Source organism: Shewanella sp. SM55 (assembly GCF_025654025.1).
GTDB classification, from domain to species: domain Bacteria; phylum Pseudomonadota; class Gammaproteobacteria; order Enterobacterales; family Shewanellaceae; genus Shewanella; species Shewanella oncorhynchi.
Genome location: NZ_JAKKRS010000001.1, coordinates 125,697 through 143,314, shown reverse-complemented (window position 1 = coordinate 143,314; position 17,618 = coordinate 125,697). Strand labels below are relative to the sequence as shown.

At 45.1% G+C, this 17,618-nt stretch carries 14 protein-coding genes; 4 read left to right on the top strand and 10 right to left on the bottom strand.

Annotation, left to right across the window (positions count from 1 at the left end; translation table 11 throughout):
- Positions 1-310: 310 nt before the first annotated feature.
- Positions 311-553 carry a thioredoxin family protein gene (locus L5L91_RS00600; protein WP_028760280.1) on the bottom strand — a complete coding sequence of 81 codons (243 nt, stop codon included), beginning with the start codon at positions 551-553 and terminating at the stop codon, positions 311-313.
- Positions 554-1,296: 743 nt separating this feature from the next.
- Between L5L91_RS00600 and L5L91_RS00595 the strand changes: the two genes are divergently transcribed.
- Together L5L91_RS00595 and L5L91_RS00590 are read left to right on the top strand one after the other, a co-directional pair.
- Complete coding sequence (locus L5L91_RS00595; RefSeq protein WP_263163089.1) at positions 1,297-2,613, top strand: hemolysin family protein; 1,317 nt, start codon at positions 1,297-1,299, stop codon at positions 2,611-2,613.
- Between the two features lie 689 nt (positions 2,614-3,302).
- Positions 3,303-3,695: a DUF6678 family protein gene (locus L5L91_RS00590; RefSeq protein ID WP_263235398.1), complete on the top strand. Its 393-nt coding sequence runs from the start codon at positions 3,303-3,305 to the stop codon at positions 3,693-3,695.
- 197 nt (positions 3,696-3,892) lie between these two features.
- On the opposite strand, the gene atcC is transcribed toward L5L91_RS00590, so the two are convergent.
- The 6 genes from atcC to ppk1 all read right to left on the bottom strand — a co-directional run bounded on the left by atcC (position 3,893) and on the right by ppk1 (position 10,555).
- Positions 3,893-4,789 carry a cold adaptation protein AtcC gene (gene atcC / locus L5L91_RS00585; RefSeq protein ID WP_263235396.1) on the bottom strand — a complete coding sequence of 299 codons (897 nt, stop codon included), beginning with the start codon at positions 4,787-4,789 and terminating at the stop codon, positions 3,893-3,895.
- Between the two features lie 11 nt (positions 4,790-4,800).
- Positions 4,801-5,559 (bottom strand): cold adaptation protein AtcB, encoded by a 759-nt coding sequence (atcB, locus tag L5L91_RS00580; protein ID WP_263235394.1) that lies wholly within the window; start codon positions 5,557-5,559, stop codon positions 4,801-4,803.
- Entirely contained in the window at positions 5,559-6,086 is a 528-nt protein-coding gene (gene atcA, locus L5L91_RS00575) for a cold adaptation protein AtcA (RefSeq protein WP_115015148.1), read from the bottom strand. Before atcA ends, atcB begins: the two co-directional genes overlap by 1 nt.
- A 23-nt stretch (positions 6,087-6,109) precedes the next feature.
- Positions 6,110-6,394: a J domain-containing protein gene (locus L5L91_RS00570; RefSeq protein ID WP_006081330.1), complete on the bottom strand. Its 285-nt coding sequence runs from the start codon at positions 6,392-6,394 to the stop codon at positions 6,110-6,112.
- A 402-nt stretch (positions 6,395-6,796) separates the two neighbouring features.
- The gene (ppx, locus tag L5L91_RS00565) at positions 6,797-8,341 is read right to left on the bottom strand and encodes an exopolyphosphatase (protein ID WP_028760274.1); all 1,545 of its coding nucleotides are present in this window, start codon (positions 8,339-8,341) and stop codon (positions 6,797-6,799) included.
- Positions 8,342-8,383: 42 nt separating this feature from the next.
- A complete protein-coding gene (gene ppk1 / locus L5L91_RS00560; protein ID WP_028760273.1) occupies positions 8,384-10,555 on the bottom strand; it encodes a polyphosphate kinase 1 in 2,172 nt (723 codons plus the stop codon).
- 376 nt (positions 10,556-10,931) lie between these two features.
- On the opposite strand from ppk1, the gene yegD reads away from it, so the two are divergent.
- Together yegD and L5L91_RS00550 are read left to right on the top strand one after the other, a co-directional pair.
- Positions 10,932-12,398 (top strand): molecular chaperone, encoded by a 1,467-nt coding sequence (yegD, locus tag L5L91_RS00555; RefSeq protein ID WP_263235390.1) that lies wholly within the window; start codon positions 10,932-10,934, stop codon positions 12,396-12,398.
- A 45-nt stretch (positions 12,399-12,443) separates the two neighbouring features.
- Positions 12,444-12,932 carry a CreA family protein gene (locus L5L91_RS00550; protein WP_131525552.1) on the top strand — a complete coding sequence of 163 codons (489 nt, stop codon included), beginning with the start codon at positions 12,444-12,446 and terminating at the stop codon, positions 12,930-12,932.
- Between the two features lie 183 nt (positions 12,933-13,115).
- Here L5L91_RS00550 and L5L91_RS00545 read toward each other — a convergent pair whose 3' ends face one another.
- The 3 genes from L5L91_RS00545 to pdsR all read right to left on the bottom strand — a co-directional run bounded on the left by L5L91_RS00545 (position 13,116) and on the right by pdsR (position 17,490).
- Positions 13,116-14,315, bottom strand: coding sequence for a cystathionine beta-lyase (locus tag L5L91_RS00545; RefSeq protein WP_263163080.1), 1,200 nt, complete (start codon positions 14,313-14,315; stop codon positions 13,116-13,118).
- 229 nt (positions 14,316-14,544) lie between these two features.
- Positions 14,545-16,704 carry a proteobacterial dedicated sortase system histidine kinase gene (pdsS, locus tag L5L91_RS00540; protein ID WP_263235385.1) on the bottom strand — a complete coding sequence of 720 codons (2,160 nt, stop codon included), beginning with the start codon at positions 16,702-16,704 and terminating at the stop codon, positions 14,545-14,547.
- Between the two features lie 93 nt (positions 16,705-16,797).
- Entirely contained in the window at positions 16,798-17,490 is a 693-nt protein-coding gene (gene pdsR, locus L5L91_RS00535; protein WP_006081337.1) for a proteobacterial dedicated sortase system response regulator, read from the bottom strand.
- Positions 17,491-17,618: the final 128 nt, after the last annotated feature.

The following is a 17,618-nucleotide window of genomic DNA, read 5'->3' as shown; positions in this document are numbered from 1 at the left end:
AAGTGATTCTCGGGAGCAAAATCTAGTATTCGGCGTTAGCTTTGGGTTAAAGCACTTCTGCTCCATTCTTAATTGAAACCAGTAGACTCGTCGTATCAAGTTTGGATATTGACCGGCCTTTGTTAATGAGTATTGTTGTGCTTACAGCTATTCTGGAAAAATAAGGCAACAAATCAACAAATCAACAAATCAACAAATAACGTGTGATTTTTCTTTTTTTCTATATGTATAGAACGTTAATTGGGATCTGAGGTGACGATAAAACAAGAAAGTAACCTGTTGATTTATTGAGCAGTAATAGTGCAGCAATTCAGCGCAAAATGTTTAGCCATGATTCAACCATGTATGGTTGGGGAGTAGAGCCCCAATGCATTAATCTTTCGTTAATAACAACCGCTGGTGAGCTCACCACTCTATAGTCCATCATCACTTCTGGATTTGACTCCATAATCAAGTTAATACTGATGCCACGATTAGTCGCTATAGTAGTGATTAACGCTGCTGTACTTGTGCATTTTGTGCATCCATTGCCCAAAATTTTTATGTATAGCATTTTTACACTCTCACAAAATGGATCATTCACTCAGTGCCACTGTTATTGGAGATAGGATAAGGACACTTTGCAAAAATTCACTTTAATGCGATAACGGTTAAAATCTATGTGCGCACTATGCCTTTTGGTTTTATTCTAATCAACTAGAGCTTCATTAAAATTTAGGTGTTTTTCTTAAATTTTTGTTAATCTTAGTGTGCTTAATTAAGGTAAAAACGTAAGTATTCCGTACAACTGATGACCTAAGTAGTCTTCGCTACTCATACACTTAAGCTATAATTTTTTAATATTAGAGCTTAAGTATCCGTACTAATTATGTTAATTACTAATACTTTACAACTCCCTCTTTTCGTTTAATATGCGAATTACTATCACTTTTTTATGTAGGATTATGGACCCTCACCGACGATACGCTGTAACTTCAGTTGTTGCAGCCATTATCAATAAACATTGTCTTTCCATTTATTTCAATGAGTTAAGACAACTTTCTACACAATCAAATACACGGCTAATCAAAAAGTTGATAGCAGGTAGTAGATGGTTTGTTCTGAGAATTTCAAATCATACCCCAAGCCCGTTCTGGGAAAGGTCATTTCGTTATATTCTTTTGTTTTTTAAGAAGATTATTTCATGAGTTGTATCTAAGCTATCTTTCGATATTTAGCTGAGCTCATTGAGTTTCAGTATCAATTGTCTATTCATTTTTTCTTGTTCAACTTAAAGCGGAACCCAGAGCCACGACTATGGAAATTTTTATTCTTATTGGTTTGATTGTGTTAAATGGCTTATTTGCTATGTCGGAAATCGCCATTGTGACTGCTCGCAAGTCACGGCTAACAGCCCTTGCTCATGGCGGTAGCAGCACTGCTAAAGCAGCGCTCAAACTGGCAGAAGATCCAACGCAATTCTTGTCAACTGTGCAAATAGGCATAACATCAATAGGGATCTTAAACGGAATATTTGGTGAATCCATCCTCGCCGAACCTTTGTCACTTTGGCTTCAGACTTTTGGTCTAAGTCCAGATTTAACCAACATCTTTTCAACCGTTCTAGTAGTTATCATTGTCACTTATGTGTCAATTGTCATTGGTGAGTTAGTTCCCAAGCGAATTGGTCAAGTCAGTGCGGAAAGTATTGCCTGTCTAATGGCTAAACCAATGGTATTTCTAGCAATAGCAACCAAACCATTTGTATGGATGTTATCCGGTTCAACTCATGCTCTTATGCGTCTAATGGGATTTTCGCATAGACTTGACGACAATGTGACTCAGGAAGATATTCAGGCAATGTTGCAGGAAGGCTCATCTGCTGGGGTGATTGAGCACAATGAACATGCGATGGTTAAAAACGTTTTTCGATTAGATGAACGTACTATTTCTTCATTGATGGTGCCACGGTCTGATATTGTATTTCTCGACTTAAACCTGCCTCTTGATGTAAATCTGCGAACTGTTATGCAGTCTCCTCACTCACGATTTCCTGTTTGTCGTAACAATGTTGATGATATGGTGGGTATTATTTCAGCTAAACAACTCCTTTCACAGTCTATCGCGGGTGAACGTTTAGAACTGGTGGATCTCGTTAAGAATTGTAACTTTGTACCCAACAGCTTATCTGGAATGGAGTTACTTGAGCATTTTCGTACTACAGGCTCGCAGATGGTGTTTGTTGTTGATGAATATGGTGATTTGAAAGGGCTGGTAACGCTTCAAGATATGATGGATGCACTGACTGGTGAGTTTTTACAGGAAGATGTGAATGATCAGATGGTGATAAAAAGGGAAGATGGCTCATTATTACTAGATGGTCTAATCCCTATTTTTGACCTAAAAGACGCTTTAGGTATAAAGCAATTGCCAAATGAAGAGGATGGGCGTTATCAAACGCTAAATGGATTTTTAATGTATGAATTAGGGAAAATACCTCAAACCACAGATATTGTTGAAGTTGCAGGTTGGCGACTCGAAATTATGGATATGGACGGTAAAAGGGTAGATAAAGTCCTTGCCCAAATGTTACCTGATGCTGATTCTTCAGAAGAATCTATATTTGTTGATTGATAAATTCAAAAGCATAGTAGTTGTCAGCTTTAGTGCAAAAAACACGTCTAAAGAGCGACCAACTAAATCTGCTCGGTGAGTCGAGCATTAGCCATAGATTCCCTCATGGTTGTTTAACTAAAAATCGTGCCCGTGAATCACTCTACATCAGACTGATTCACGCTATCCCCAATGCCCCGTTTGCAGCTATTCTGGGGCGCTTTTTTCCCTTGAGATTAATCAAATCTCATGTCCCTGCTATGCCTATTCCGACTAGTAATATCGAGAGTTGATTAATTTACAGTCAACAGAGACGTTACTAATAGAATAGCTAATCCGAATCTGACTAAGCAGAGTGAATTATCTAACAAGGTTTTGTCCAAAAGTATGTTACGTATGCCTTTTAAACCTACAGGTTACGCGAATGCTCGAAAGGTGAGCCGTGGTGATTTGCGATACGACCGTTCGCTCTCCATGGCCCTCGTTCATAAACTTAGAATCCCTAGGCTTCTATTCACCCTGTCGACGAGCAATACGATGGCAAGCCAATATGAGTAGGTCAAACCAATAAGCGCTCCACGGTTTAAAATGGCTGGCCTAATTTATTACCCATCATTTTATCTGTCATATTAATTAGTTTTTATTGGCAATATATATCTATTAAAGCTATATCATTTAGTTTTTCACTGAGTCGCTTGGGACACTAAAAAATGAATTCTGAAGTTTTGAAGTATGTGAACGAGCATCAGCTTTCGTCTGTAATGAATAAAACAAAGTGGTGCGAGCTTGAAAAGGCATTAAATGGATCTGAAGACTTTATGCCCTATGTGCGATACAAATTGATTTATGATGAAAACCCTAATGCAGGTTTTACTGCCGTGTGGTGGCACGAGTTACTTGAAATAGCAGAAACCATTGAGTGGTTAGAAGTTGATCCATTCAAAAGAGAATGGCTAGGCAGATTAGTGGCGGATCGAGTGACGGACTTTTCTGATGTTGTAAGCGCACAATTAGCCCAATATTCAATTCCTTATTCGATAGAAAATGGTATGTTTCGGATTTGGGGTTATCTGAGGAGGGATGAATCTCCAGAATTTATCTAACTGAAGAGTTTTATCTCTGTAAGTTACTTATTTTCAAGCTAAAACCACTCAAAACTGAGACGTCAATACTGATTGTTGGGATTGAGCATAGAGACAAAAGACATTAAAAAAGTGCTTTATTTTTCAATAAAGCACTCATTTTTAAGCGACTCAAGTACTCGTTAACCTACTGAACACATTACTGATTAAAGTACCGATCAAAGTACTATGTAGAGTGGCCAGCCGAGGAGGCCGACGAGACCTTCTTTATGTTCGAATCTTTCTAAGCGCTCGGGTGAAGCGTCGCTGAGTAAGAGTTCGCGGTAGCTTTTCGCAAAGTGCAGGGTACGCAGTAGGGCGGGGACAAAGTTTTTACCGAGATCTTTACTGATGGTTTCAGCGAGTTCTGCGGGTAATTCTGCTAACGCTTTCTGGGTTTCCAATTCGATATGCTCACGGGTAAACCATTCCTCTTTTAAGGTGATTTTGCCGATACGCTTTTTCAAATCCTGTCTGACTTTGGCGCCATCAAACAACAATCGATACAGTACCGCTTCGGCTAATACACTCTCTAGATTGAGAAAATCTAGCGGATCATAGCTCGATTGCGCGTAAAACTGTTCCAATAGGGCTGCAATTGACTGTTGGCGTTGATGCTCAAGCAGGGCATCTTGATAGGCTTCATAGCCTAACCATTCTTCTGCATCTGGCGGGCTAGACACTTGTTCAAGCAAGAACTTGTCGACATCGCCGTACAGTGACTTGCCGTTGACGAGTTTGTGCTTGCTGACAGTGCTGAGCATGCTCCAGCCTTTTTGAAAGCATTTGACTACGCCATCGGCGGTGATCAACAGGCGTATTGCCTGCTGCGAATTCTGGTTTGATAACTCCATCAAACCAAGACTCACCACACCAATGACATCGTGCGCTGCTTGTTCGAGCAGGTGCATTTTGTACTTGTTGTAAAACTTATCGGCCAGTTTGAGGCTCATCAAAATGGCTTTGGATTTGATTTGTGACAGCTGTTCACCGCTCAGCGTTTCGTCTGCTTGGCCTTGGATCAATACCTTGCTCAGGTAGGGTCCTTGATCTACATCACGCAGTACCAGTTGCATCAAATAATTCCTTAATCCAAAAAGCTAAACATATTATCGACTTCAGCGTATTCATCCGTCACTTGGTTTTTCTCTTTGGCTTGAATAACCAGCTCGTTGACAAACTTGCTGATGATCATTTCCCAACCTGAGCTTTCGTTACGCAGCAGACTCTTAATGGCTTTTTCAACATCGGGCGCGAGCTCGTGGATCAAGGCCATTAGGCTGCGTGGGTCGTCTATGCTGAGGCTGTGTGCATCTTCACTGGCAACGCGGCTGTCGTAGCCGATGGTTTCAGTGTCTTCTTCGTCATCATAGAGATCTGTGTAGCCGTCTTCATCTTCATGCTTTTCGCCTAACATCATTTCGATGAAAGGGATCGACAGGTAGAAGAGGCCCGCAGGATCTTCGGCGATACATTCTAGAATCGCAGTTTGCTTTTCTTCGCTATCTTGAATGCGAATTAAATAGGTCAAAAAATCAAAGGTATGCTGAATAAGTTCTTCGGCATTGTTTTTGATTTTTTCTTCCCAGTACAAAGGTTGCTGACAGACGATGTCGCGAATTTGTTCCGGGGTCATGAGTTCAGACATGATCGAAGGGCAAGAGATATCATGGTGACTGTTGATTTGCGTCAGCGTGACGATATCCATGTGTTCGATAACTTCGACTAATTGCTCGTCGCTCATGGTATTTGCAATGATTTCAAAGCGTTTGCTCGCTTGTTTTGGCTCTACGTCCGCCAACTCTTTAATTTCGGCGACGGTAATCTCAATGAGACTAGTGTTCATTAGCGGTCCTCATCATCGTAGTGATCGTAGTAGCCATCTTCCTCTTCGCCTTCATCATCATCGTCGTTATCTGAGGTGCCAACATAATCGTTGTCATCATCTTCATCGTCGTGATGTTTTGCTGCTGGCGTTGCTTTACCTTGAGTTTCAAGTAAATACAGCACGGCGCAGCTTTCAATCAGTAAGGTTTCCGAGTAACCACGCACGGCTAACACTAAAGGTAAATCAGCATTGTTAAAGCCAATCGTGACTTTAAACTCATCCCACTCGGGTTGAGTTGCCGTGTTTATCCAATGTGCCCACTTGAGTTTGGCTTCGGCGGGAAACTTAATTCGACCGTAAAGCGCGACAGGCAGGTACTCAGGCACAGTATCGAGCATCTTAGGATCGGCTTCTAACACCTTTTTGATTTGGCTAGTAAATTGCTCTAGCGCTTTAGGTGTATCGGGATCGTCGTAGGACTCGATATTGTCGTAGGCATTATTTTTTAGCTCATTAATGCGTGAGATATTCAGTTTTTTGACCATTTGGCACTTACTCTAGAAAACGCTCAAGGATAAAATTGATCCCACAGCTCGCGCATGGCGCTCGCGGGATCGGTCACTATGACGTTATTGAAATCTTTGATAAACGCATTTCGTCGCTTAGGATCGGACAACACATCATAAGCATTTTTAACGCGTTCAAGTTGTACGGCGGCTTGCTGCTTTTCCTCTTCCGAGGCGCCTAACAACTTGTCGGGATGATATTTGTTTGACAGCCGTCGATAGGCTTTTTTAATGTCGTCTTCTTTGGCACTGGGTTTTATACCAAGCACACTAAAGTGGTTAATCATACTTGTACCTGCAGGCGATGGGGCTGATATCGCGAGATAAAAAGGGTTTGACTCTGATTATCTTTAAATTCGTGGAATTATGATTAGTCAGCCGTGGATGATAGCAGAAATTCCCACTCAGCGGCAAACGCGCGAGCAGGAATTTGTGCTTTAGTGAAGGGTTAAAAATCCTTTAAACTTTAATCTGTTGTGGCGCATAGATTAAGTCTACCGCTATGCTGTTGAAATCCGGTTACCTAGCCAGATTGACAGCTAACTTAACCTTGTTTTAGGCGAGATAATGGCCCTCGATTAAGGGCAATATTTTAGCGCCGAACAGTGCCGAATCCTCGCTAAACGCATTCACACAGAGCTAACCCACACTCGCCTCGGCCACGTTAGGCTGAGCTAACGCCGTAACCGCTAAGTCAGACTAGACACTAAACGCAGGTTCATTCCAAGGGTGAGCATTTGTTTTTGTTCTCGCTGTAAATCTTTCATAAACAAGCTGATTTTCCGCTTATGGCTCGGTAGTACTAGCATGAGTCCATCGGGGATCACTTTAATATGATCTAAGGTCAGCGTCTTAGCGATACGGCCAAGATTGAGCAAGACAGCAAGCCTAAGCAGGCAGAGCAGGCGATTGAGTGTGAGCTTATGGTTGGGATCGAGCTCAGCCAGCATTAATTCGTTAGGCTTTTTTCTGTGATTGGTGATAAGTCGTGCTAAATCCAGCTGCAAGGCTTCGCTAAACCCAGGTAAGTCACTGTTACTGATAATGTAACCGCCGTGTTTGTGCAGGGATTTTGAATTAATGTGTAATCCGATTTCATGTAAAGTCGCGCTATAGGCGAGCAAGCGCGCATGGGGCCTTAATTGCCATTCGTCGGCGACCTGTTCAAACAAGGCCATCGCAGTGTCGCGTACCTTAGCGGCGTGGGCCATATCGATATGATAAAGCTGGGCAATACTGTCGACGGTGCGGTGGCGAATATCCTGATATTGACCAATCTTTGCCAGTTCATAGAGTACGCCTTCACGCAGTGCGCCTGGGCTAAACTCAAGTTTTTGAATTGGTAAGCGCCTAAAAAAGCTGATCAAAATGGCAAGTCCGGCAGGCACTAAGGGAATGCGTTTATCATCGACGTTGGCAAATTGGATTTGGCTAATATGGCCACATTTGATCAACTTGATTTTGAGCTGTTTGAGTCGTGGCAGCGTGATGGTTTCATCGCCGTGCTCTTCTTGAATTGCTTCGCAGATGGCTTTCACTGTGCCTGAGCTACCCAAGGTGAGTTCCCAGCCGCCCGCGAAATATTCCTTTGAGAGCGACGCGAACTGCTTATCGGCGGCACTTTGGGCATCGCGAAATGAGGCAGGGGTGATGAGCCCATCAATAAAGAAACGCTCATTAAAACTCACACAACCGCAGCGCAGGCTAGATAACTGAGTTGGGGTATTTTTCTGGCCGATCACCACTTCGGTAGAACCACCACCGATATCGATGACTAAATTACTTTTCCCTAGCACTTGGCTTTGTGCAATACCGTTATAAATCAAACGCGCTTCTTCATGGCCCGAAATGACCTCCACCGGATAGGGCATGATGGCGAGTGCAGCCTCGATAAACTGATCGCGGTTTTTGGCAATTCTCAGAGTGTGGGTGGCGACTAATCGTACTTGAGCTTGGTCGAGATTGGAAAATCGTTGGTTAAAATCCCGCAAACAATTGAGACCACGTTCTATGGCGTCATTGTCGAGAATATTTTGCGCATTGAGCCCAGTGGCGAGCTGAACCTGTTGTTTTTCTTTATGTAAAATCTGCAAACTGCCATCTTGCTCGCGGGCAATGACCAGATGAAAACTGTTCGACCCCATATCGATGGCGACAAAGTGGCGCGATTTAGAGTTTGCGAGTACATTGCTGGGCGTAGCATGTGACTGTGTGTGCGAATATGTGGTTACCAATCGGATTATCCTTAGGCAATCAAAGCGATATAAAGCCAGCGATTAGCTGGCTTTGGCCCGTAACTCAGGTGTTATGTCAGGCTGAGTTTTCACTTCTCGCTCAGCGTCACCCTCATGGGTGGACATACGTAAGGCATTAAATTCTTGCAGTTGGCGCTTCTCATAATTAATCAGATATTGATAAATGGCAATTTGAGAACGCACTTTTCGTTTGTTACCGCGATTCCGATAAGGATTACTTTGTTCCTTGTTGATGACACGTGCTTTAGTGTTGTCATTGAACTGTAAGGATAAAATATCCATTATCATCTGTTTTAGGCGCAGATCATAAATCGGCACACTCACTTCAACGCGATTATCTATGTTGCGGCTCATCCAGTCGGCGGAGCAGATAAAGAGTTTGTTCTCTCCACCCGCGTGGAACAGCATCACTCGTGAGTGTTCGAGGAATCGGTCGACGATACTATAGACTTCGATGTTGTCGCTGATCCCCGGAATTTGCGGGATAAGCGAACACATGCCGCGAATAAGTAACTTAATTTTGACCCCAGCGGCTGAAGCCTCATAGAGTTTTTGGACCAAGGATTCATCGAGTAAGTTATTTAATTTTAAGGTAATCGCCGCCTTCATATGGCTCTGGGCATTAACGATTTCATTATCAATTAAATGGCTCAGTTTTTGTCTGGCATCGTAGGGCGACACAATTAAATGCTGGAAATTATCGCGGCGATACGGATGTTCAATCAAGTCAAATACTTGCTCTACTTCTCGGGCAATTTCTTGATTAGCGGTGAACAGCGACAAGTCAGTGTAGACCCGCGCCGTGCCTTCGTTAAAGTTGCCTGAGCCGACGTGACAATAGAGTTTGATTTCCCCTTGTTCTTCGCGGCCAATCAAGCACAACTTGGAATGCACTTTTAAGCTGGTGATACCGTGGTGAACTTTGACGCCCGCTTCGGCCAAGATGCGGGTCCATTCGATGTTGGATTGCTCATCGAATCTGGCCCTGAGTTCAATTACGGCGGTGACTTGTTTGCCGTTCTTCACTGCATCTATAAGCGATTGCATTACATGGGATTTTTTCGCCACTCGATATAAATTAATTCGAATAAAGCGCACCGCCGGATCGTAGGCCGCTTGGCGCACCATTTCGGTAAAGTGGGAAAACTTATGGTACGGATAATTGAGCATGATATCGCCCATCCGAATCGCATCGAAACTGTTGGCACTGCGGCCAAAACCTGCACTATTGAGCGCCGGTAGTTTTTCGTTTTCGAGGTAGTCGCGGCTCGGGTTGGGGAAGGCGATAAAGTCTTTAAAGCTGTGGTAACGCCCGCCTGGGATCAAACATTCAGTCGAGCTGATGTTCAGGTTTTCTTTGAGCATCACTAACATGTGTTCAGGCATTTCTTTGTCGTACACTAAGCGTACAGGCTCGGCGGTAAGACGTTTTTTCAATCCCTTGGTCATTTTCTCAAGCTGGGTTTGTTCAAGCTCGTCAGTGATATCAAAATCGGCATCGCGGGTTAATTTCATCGAATACACTTCGATAGCATCGTACTCGAAGAAGGGACCAAAGAGTTCATCTACGCAGTGGCGAATAATATTATCTAATAAAATCAGATATTTTTTCGCTTTACTCTTTTCGGCTGGGAGTTCGATAAATCGCGGTACATTTTTAGTCGGCACTTCGACTAAGGCGTATTGGCGACGCGCCTTAGTGAACAAACACACACACAAATAGGTGGCGTCGTCGTTGATTTGCTTGATCAGATCGCGATTATTATTGACCATAAGCGGCGCGATATGGCGTTTGAAATGGTCTCTAAAATGCTTTTTCAGCCAGTCGCTGTGGAACTCGCTTAATTGTTTCTCATTGATTAACAAAATATTACGACGCACAAGTTCGCGCATTAAATCCGTGTATATGCCATCAAACCTTTCTTGCAATGCCATCACTTTCGATTGGATCTTGGCCATTAAATGGCGGCTGTTGCTGCGACCTTCCTGCAGGGATGAGAGTAAAATGGAGCGTCTGACCGCAGCCACACGCACCCTAAAAAACTCATCCATGTTATTGGAAAATATCCCTAAAAAGCGGACTCGCTCCACTAAGGGAACATTGTGATCGCAGGCTTCTTGCAATACCCGCTCATTAAAAGACAACCAAGAGAGTTCTTTATCAATCGAAAGTTTATCGGTATTCGGGGACACTGCACAGCTCCTTTAAGCAAGCGTCATGGCGCAATATACAATAGCATTCATCCGCCGTTGTGCAATCAGATTTACTGCCGACAAGTGAAGGAATTTCAATGATAAATATTGCGTACACGCCAAAATCAGTCTGGGATTTATCTGGGATAAAGATACGAGGGAAATATGTCAACTTGATGACGAGTGTGACAGAAATATGACCTTATGATGATCATCTTGGATTGAGCTTAAATTCTGTTCGCGTTACTGCGATTTAAGCCTTGAGAAACTGTGCAAGCGCGGCTTCCTTGAGAATAAATCCGTCAGTGTTAACTCCTTGGGCATTATCGCAAACTATGTTATCTTGCTCGGCTTTTTTATCGCGGGAGTAAAAGGTATGTTTGTTGGATTTGATTATGGTAGTGCTAACTGCGCCGTAGGGATCATGCTGGATGATGGTGTGCAGTTATTGGCGTTATCAGAGCAATCAGCTTATTTGCCTTCGACCTTATACGCGATGGACAGGGAACTGATCGCCGAGGCGGTTTATCGTGGTCTTCCCACTGAATTGAAAGCCGATTACGCCAAAAAGCGCGCCGCGCAATTGAGTCGCGCCCGTATGGTGCGCCATGAGTTAGATCTCGATGCCGATGTTCAGGCTGTATTTGTTGGCGAGCAGGCGGTGAGCGCGTATTTAGAGATGCCGGAGGAGGGATTCTATGTCCGTTCGCCAAAATCCTTTTTAGGCGCGACAGGGCTTAGACCCGAACAAGTGGCCCTGTTTGAAGATATTGTTACCCTGATGATGCAGCACATTAAAGTGCGCGCCGAATCTGTGTTAGTTGAAAAGGACCTTGTTAATCAGGGGAGCACTGCGATGATCACCCATGCGATTATTGGTCGTCCGGTGAACTTTCAAGGCATAGGCGGAGAAGAGAGTAACCGTCAGGCCGAAGCCATTTTGACCTTAGCGGCAAAACGCGCGGGTTTTATTGACGTTGATTTTCTGTTCGAGCCGTTAGCGGCGGGGATGGATTATGAAGCGACCTTGACCGACAACAAAACGGTATTGGTCGTCGACGTAGGCGGCGGTACAACGGACTGCTCTGTTGTCAAAATGGGCCCAGCCCATAAACAAAAAGCAGATCGCAGTGAAGATTTCCTCGGTCACAGCGGCCAGCGGATCGGCGGTAACGATCTCGATATCGCCCTTGCAATGAATGCCTTTATGCCGCACTTTGGTTTAGGTTCCTTGATGATCAATGGCAAACCTATGCCCAGTAAAACATTTTGGAATGCGGTCGCAGTGAATGATATTAGCGCCCAGCGAGAATTCAGTACCTTAAGTAGCCGTAAATTGATTGATGAATTGGTTAAAGAAGCCGAGCAGCCACAGTTACTGAAGCGATTGTTAAAGGTGCAACAGCAGCAGTTAAGCTATCAACTGGTTCGCCAAGCCGAGCGTGCGAAAATTGCGCTGTCAGATACCGATAATACAGATGTTAATCTGGATTTTATCGAAGCGGCGCTGCACGCGGGTGTGAGTCGTGAATTGTTTGAAAATGCCATTGAGCCGTCGCTGACGAAAGTGGAAGCCCTGATGCACCAAGCGCTCGCGCAAGCTGCAAAAACTTTGGCTGCAACAAATGTCGCGGTAAACCGCTCAGCAACAGAGGATTTATCCGCTGAAGCAGAGTGCAAACCCGATGTGATTTACGTGACGGGTGGTACGGCACGTAGCCCTGCGATTTATGCGAAAATCGTTGGTATTTATCCCGATATTCCGGTCGTGGTCGGCGATCACTTTGGCTCTGTGACAGCCGGATTAACCCGCTGGGCACAAAAGCTATTCGCTACGCATTAATATATAAGCGCTAGCATATCAGCACTAATGTAAAAGGATGTATGAATGAAAACTCTGTTGAAGTGTGCGTTTGCGGCCTCTGTAGGTCTATTGCTTGCAGGTTGTGGTGACGATGTGGGTAAGGTGAGCTTAGGGCTTTTTACCACTAAAGATGTGATTATTGATGCTAAAAACGATCCTAAAATACCTGGGGTGACTTGCCATATCAGTCGTATCGAAGCCAATTTAGATTTTGCTGATCCGTCCGATATGGGGATCAGTTGCCGTCAAACTGGGCCAATTACTGCGGCCGATCTGGCGAAGATAGACATGGGGAAACACGGCGAAGTGATTTTCACTGAATCCCTGAGTATTTTATTTAAGTCATTAAAAGTGCGCCGGATTTATGATGCACAAAATCAGACTCTGTTGTATTTGTCCTATTCGACGAAAGAGACCAATGGCAGCCATAAACATGCGCTCTCAACAGTGCCGCTTTATGGCTCTGCGGCTTGGGTCGATCCTGCATTAAGCATTGGAACGAAAGCGAATTAATCACCCTAGAGTTTATGGTTTAGCGGTTTATTTGCTATAAGCATAATGATATTGCAGTAAACATTCGTATTTGTGTCAGTATCGATAAGAGAAGGGGCGGAATATTTATTCCGCCCCTTTTTATATTCTGCTAGCACTTAGCACTTAGCACTTAGCACTTAGCACTTAGCACATTAAATATTGTTACTTAGCTTTGGCCGCCAATACTGCGTTAAAGCGTTCAAACCCAGCACTGAGATCGGCGATTAAATCAGCGGGATCTTCTAAACCAATATGTAAACGGATCAAAGGTTTGCTCGCATTCCATTGAGTCGCTGAGCGGATTTTTTCAATGCCGAAAATGCCGAGGATTAAACTCTCGTAGCCGCCCCAAGAAAAGCCCATCTTAAAGTGACTCATATTTTCAACCAGTGCGGTGACGGCATCGGCATCGCCCTGTTTTAAGATAAAGGAGAACAAGCCGTTGGAGGCACTAAAGTCGCGTTTAAAGAATTCGTGCCCAGGGCATGTATCAAACGCGGGATGACGTAGATGATCGACTTCTGGCCGATTTTTCAACCAGTTGGCTACTTGCAGTGCATTTTTTTCATGTTGCGCCATACGCACGCCTAAGGTACGTAGGCCGCGGGCAGCAAGGTACACATCGTCTGGCGATGTGGTTTGTCCCATTAAATAACTGTGTTCACGTAATTGTGGCCAGTATTTTTCGTTGGCCGTGGCCGTGCCTATCATCACATCCGAGTGACCGACGATGTATTTGGTCGCCGCTTGAATTGAGATATCTACACCCATTTCAAAGGGTTTGCTATTGATGGGCGAGGCCCAAGTGTTGTCCAGCATAGTGATCAGCCCATGTTCGTGGGCGATGCGGCACAAGGTCGGTACATCTTGCACTTCCATGGTGATGGAACCCGGAGACTCTAAAAACAGTACCTTAGTATTGGGGCGAATGAGGTCGCGAATGCCTGCGCCAATCAGCGGATCGTAGTAAGTGGTTTCGATACCAAAACCGCCGAGAATATGGGTGCACAGATCCCGCGTTGGCTCATACACGCTATCAACCATTAACAGGTGATCGCCCGTTTTTAAAAATGACAGTAGCGCCGCACTGATCGCCGCAGCGCCAGAAGGATACAGCGCCGTACCGACGCCGCCTTCTAGTTCGGCAATCGCGGCCTGAAAGGCAAAATGGGTTGGGGTGCCACGGCGGCCATAAAACATCTCGCCATTGGTCTTATTTTTCGCGGCGTGGCGCATTTCATCCATGGTTTCGAAGACGATAGTCGAAGCGCGAAAGACGGGCGGATTGATCACGCCTTTGGTCCATTTTTTGTCTCGACCTAAGCTGACGATTTGGGTGGCTTGATGATGTTTATCTGTCATTGGATCATTACCTTGGCATTTAGGTTGAACGAATAGGTTGAACAATTTGGGAGAATAATTGGCGTTTCTTATCGATTGTTATGGCGGTCATCTTAGCATCTGCCCGCATAAATGACAGGAGGCGCGTGATGAGTTTGGCTCATGTTATTGGCCTCCTGTATTTTAGCTGTTGAGATTATGACGCAGGGCTTAAAAGCTGTAACACGCTTAACTTAAAGCCCGTATGTTCTTAATTTAAAGGTAAGGTAACAAGGATATCCACACCATTATGTTCGCTGCGATTACGGGCAAGGATTTGTCCTTGGTGGAACTCGGCGACCAATCGCGCGATATACAGACCTAAGCCTAGGTGGGGTTTATCTTGGGCTTGATTTATCCGCACCGACACCATGGAATCGAAAATCTGCTCCGACATATCAATGGGCAGTTCAGGTCCTAAGTTGCTGATAAGCAGAGTTGCTTGCTTACCCACTTGGGTGAGCGTGACTTCGATAGCACTGTCTTTATGGCAAAACTCAATGGCGTTGGCGATAAGTTTGTCCATTAACTGGGCGATATATTCTGGCACACCTTGCATCATCAGTGGTTGCTCGGGCACTTTCACACTAAAGCCTTGTTCTGGATAGGTCATTTGATAACCTTGCATACAACCGCTGACCACTTGGGAGAGTGGGAACTTAGTGATATCGGCCTGCGTTAAACTCTGCTCTAGGCGTGTTGCCTCGCTCATGTTGTTTAAAATCATACTTAAGCGGCTGACACCTTCTTGGGCGCGGTCGACATATTTTTGCGTGTCTTTATCTAAGGTCTGCAGGTTTAAATGCTCAAGGGATGAACGCACCACAGCCACGGGCGTACGTAACTCATGGGACAGGCGCGACGACATGTTTTCTAGATAGTGAGTGTACTGACCCAGTCGCCCCACAATGCTAGAGAAGCTACGGGACAGATCGCCAATTTCATCCCGAGCTTTCGACGGTTTGAGGTGATTACGCACACGGCCTTGGCTGTCGATGGCATTTTCGGCTTCATCGCGCAATTTACGAATGCGGTTAGAAATACTCGAGGCGAAGAAGAACAGCGCCAAGGTGCCCATACTCATTATGGTCAAAATCACGTTAAAGAGCTTTTCTAGCGCTCGGTTGCGTAGAGTTCTAATTCCGTGGGTGGTTTCTTCGGCGACGACGGCACCCATCACATTGTTATCAATCCAAATGGGGCTCGCGGCGGCGAGTACCACAGCTTTGTTGTCTGGGGTTAACCGCCAAGTCGAACTTTGCTGACCCCCGAGGGCTTTTTGGATATGACTGCCGTCAAGCTCGGTGGAATCTTGTAAGGAATCAATAAAGTCTTTGGGCGGTTTTGTGAGAATTTTATAGTACAGCGGATGCAGATAATCACGCTTGAAGGTATCCCACAGCGCGGTGCTCTTTTCATCTTCTAAGGTGCGGGTCCATACACTGTCATTAGCGCGAATGTCGCCGGATTTTGCCAGTACGCGACCGTGTTTATCGACCACCCAAATACGTGAGCTATAGTGGCTCATGCCTTTGATAATACTTTCAATTTCCGGTGATGGTACCAGCACAGTGCCGAGATTGTCGACCGTATCTAAGGCCGAGGTGCCGACAACTGCAGCCACATCACGGTATTTGCTGTCGTTGACATCGGCAATGGCAAATCCGAGTTTGCTGCCGACCATGTCTAAGGGAATACGCAGCTCGACATTGTAGCCCACATCTGTCGTCGCCCATTGTCCTTGGATACGCACCTCAGGTGTGACGGGCACAGTTTGCTTAGGATTAGCGGGTAATTCGAAGGCGCTGATCCAGCCGGGTTGAGTCGTGGCAACGATATAGCGTTTGAATTTATTGTCGGGCGCGAGTGTCGCAATCGAGAGATGATCGTTTCTATCGACACTTAGGGCATTTTTACCCCGCAGTACCACTCTTGGATCAATGACTTGAAAAAAAGCATACAGATAACCATCGTATTGTCCGACCATGTGGGTAAAGCTTAAGGTCAGGGGGGCGTTCGGATCGGCACGCATAATTTGGTGCGCCTCACCGTATTGGATAAATCTGTGCTGATATTCCTGCCATTCGTTGAGTTTGCCGTCGAGCAAAATCGCCCCCGCCAGTGGATAGGCGTATAGATCGCGGCTTTTTTCCACTTGCTTTAAAAAACTTGCTTGCCCATCGAACAATTTCGGCCGCTCGTGCAGCGCGGTGGCCAGTGCTTGAGTAGTGCCTTCTAAGGTGCGTTCTTGTCCGTGGCGAAGATACTTTTCCATTTCCCACACATATTGGTACCCCAGCCAAGGTAGGCAGAGCAAGAACAGGCTAAGGCCGATGACTTTAGTGCGTAGACCAAAGGGGAAACGTGTCATAAGTTAGGGATCAGCATTAATGGGTTTAAAAGTTCATTCATCCAAGGTTATCTGGTTCAACGCCGCGCGCTTAAAGGTTGGTTAAGCCATAGATCAGGCTAAGCTGTCCCAGCGATAACCCATACCATAGACAGTATCAATACAATCAAACTCTGGCGCGGTAGCGATAAACTTTTTGCGAATGCGTTTCACATGGGAGGTGATAGTGCTGTCATCGACAAAGATTTTAGCCTCTTGCATTAATTCATGGCGACTGCGTACATGGCCTGGATGTTTGGCTAACGCATGCACCATCCAAAATTCGGTCACGGTAAGCTCGATTGGTAACTGGTTCCAATAGACTTGCATGCGGTTGGCATCAATGGTCAGTGGGCCACGTTCGAGCAAGTTTTCCTGCGCCGTTTGGCTGGCCGCAAGTTCAGAACGTCGAAACAATGCGGCTAAGCGTGCGGTTAAATGGGGAAAACTCACTTCTTTACTCAAGTAATCATCGGCGCCTAAACGCAGGCCACACACAGTATCAAAGTCACTGTCACGGGCGGTTAAAAAGATGATCGGCAGCGTGCTCGACATGGCGCGCAATGACTGACATAGCATAAAGCCGCCGTCAATTTCATTACCTAAGCCGATGTCGATAATGGCTAAATCCGGTAAACGAGTATTAAAGGCCAACATGGCCGATGGTCTGTCGGCATAGGTTTGCACGCTGTAACCGTGTTGTTGCAGCACGTCCTTGTAATTCTCGCGAATGGCTGCTTCATCTTCCACTATGGCGATACGCTTCATAGAGCCGTATTCCTATTGACTTTGGGGAGTAAGTTTTCGTGACTATACAGGATTTTACCCGAGAAAAAAGGCCACAAATGCAATTGCCATTTTGTTGCCACAATTGATAGTTGTATTGCCATTTTCCA